Raw genomic sequence first — 2,223 nt, 5'->3', positions numbered from 1 at the left:
GGGCTCGGTGATGATCCCGATCGCCGTGATCCGGAACGGGGAGGGGCCGACCGCCCTCCTCACCGGCGCCAATCACGGCGACGAATACGAAGGCCCGATCGCGCTGTTCGACCTGGCCCGGACGCTGGACCCGGCCCAGGTGCGGGGCCGGGTCATCATCGTGCCGGCGATGAACTATCCGGCCTTCCGTGCCGGCACCCGCACGTCGCCGATCGACAAGGGCAATCTGAACCGCAGCTTTCCCGGCCGGCCGGACGGCACGGCGACGCAGAAGATCGCGGATTATTTCCAGCGCGGCCTGCTGCCGCTGGCCGATATCGTGCTGGACTTCCATTCCGGCGGGAAGACGCTGGATTTCGTGCCCTTCGCCGCCGCCCATATCCTGCCCGACAAGGAGCAGGAGGCGCGCAGTTTCGCAGCGGTCGAGGCCTTCGCGGCACCCTGGTCGATGCGGATGTTGGAGATCGACGCCGTCGGCATGTACGACACCGCGGCCGAGGCGGCGGGCAAGGTCTTCGTCACCACCGAACTCGGCGGCGGCGGCACCACCACCGCGCGCACGGCCGGCATCGCCAAACGCGGCGTGCGCAACCTGTTGCGCCATGCCGGCATCCTGGCGGAGGCGGTGGAGCCGGCGCCCAGCCGCTGGCTCGACATGCCGTCTGCCGACTGCTTCCGCTTCGCCGAGCAGGACGGCATGGCCGAGACCTGCGTCGATCTCGGCGACCCCGTGCGCAAGGGCGACGTCATCGCCCGGATCCACCCGGTCGACCGCACCGGCGGTGCGCCGGCGGAATACCGGGCGGCACTGGACGGCATCCTCGCCGCCCGGCACTTCCCCGGCCTGGTCAAGGCCGGGGATTGCCTGACGGTGATCGGGACCGTCTGATACTGGCGGCCTAATACCGCGGCATGAAATATCGACCCGTCATCGCGAGCCCCGAAGGGGCGCGGCGATCCAGAGATCGAGCCGCTGGATCGCCACGTCGCTTCGCTCCTCGCGATGCGGGTTAATAGTTTATGCCGTTGGTCTGAGTCCGTTCACCCTCGCGAGCGGCGTTCGAACCCGACCCGGATCCGGTTCCAGTCCTCGGTGGGCTGGAACAGGGTGCCCGGCGTGCGCAGATGCGCCTCCACCGCTTCCTCGTTCAGCTCGATGCCGAGGCCCGGCGCGTCCGGCACGGTGACGTAGCCGCCCGAGAGATAGTCGGGGTCGAGGCCGGTCACCAGGTCCCGCCAGTACGGGATGTCCAGCCCGTGATGCTCGACTGCGACTAGCCCGGAGATCGCGGCGCCGCAATGCACATTGGCCATGAAGCCGACCGGGGTGCAGCAGGCGTGCAGCGCCGTGGCGAGGCCGTAGCGTTCGCCATAATCGGCGATGCGCTTGGTCTCCAGCATGCCGCCCGAGGTCAGCAGGTCCGGATGCAGGATGTCGAAGGCCCGCGTCTCGATCGGTTCGCGGAAGCCGTCCCACAGATATAGCTCCTCTCCCGCGGCGATCGGGGTCAGCAGCGCGTCGGCGACTTTCTTGTGGCCGGCGAAGTCGTGCCAGGGCAGGGGGTCTTCCAACCAGGCGAGATCGAAGGGCTCCAGCGCCTGGCCGAGGCGGATCGCCTCGTCGGCCGTCATGTAGCCCTCGCCGAAATGGTCGATGCACAGGGAGATGTCGCTGCCGACCGCCTCGCGCACCGCACGGACCACGTCGACCGCGGCGGTGATGCCGGCCTGGCCGAGCTTGATGCCGCGCCCGGCGCCCGGCGCACGCCAAGCCTTGGCGAGATCGTATTCATGCTGCGTCGCCTGGCCGACCAGGGCGTTCGCGGCCGAATTGAAGAAGCGCGGCGGCAGGTCGAACTTGATGAAGGTCAGGCCCAGCGCCTTGCGGCGCAGCACCGCCTCGACATAGCCGTCCGGCGTCATCTGCGCCGGCGCCGGCGTGTCGCCAGAGATGCGGACGCGGTCGCGGTGCTTGCCGCCGAGGAACTGGTGGCAGGGCACGCCATAGGCCTTGCCGACCAGGTCCCACAGCGCGATCTCGATGCCCGAGACGCCGCCACCCTCGCGGCCCCAGCTGCCGTAGCGGCGCAGGGCGGAGAAGATCATGTCGACGTTGCACGGGTTCTGGCCCAGCAGCAGGTGCTTGAACTGCAGCGCGTTCTCGGCGTGGCCGCCGTCGCGCACCTCGCCGATGCCGGAGAGGCCCTGGTTGGTGTCGATCCG

General features: G+C 69.4%; 2 protein-coding genes. One reads left to right on the top strand and one right to left on the bottom strand.

Translation table 11 applies throughout. The annotated features are described in order from the left end of the window. Positions 1–889 (top strand): N(2)-acetyl-L-2,4-diaminobutanoate deacetylase DoeB (doeB, locus tag AC3XYG_RS34780; RefSeq protein ID WP_489144468.1); only part of this gene is annotated, 889 nt, incomplete at its 5' end. A gap of 152 nt (positions 890–1,041) precedes the next feature. Here the strand turns inward: doeB and AC3XYG_RS34775 are convergent. Next, positions 1,042–2,223: mandelate racemase/muconate lactonizing enzyme family protein (locus AC3XYG_RS34775; RefSeq protein ID WP_489144467.1), on the bottom strand; the 1,182-nt coding region annotated here is incomplete at its 5' end.

It is taken from the genome of Inquilinus sp., from assembly GCF_057815775.1.
The sequence above is the reverse complement of the archived record's forward strand: the minus strand, read 5'-3'. Positions and strand labels throughout refer to the sequence as shown.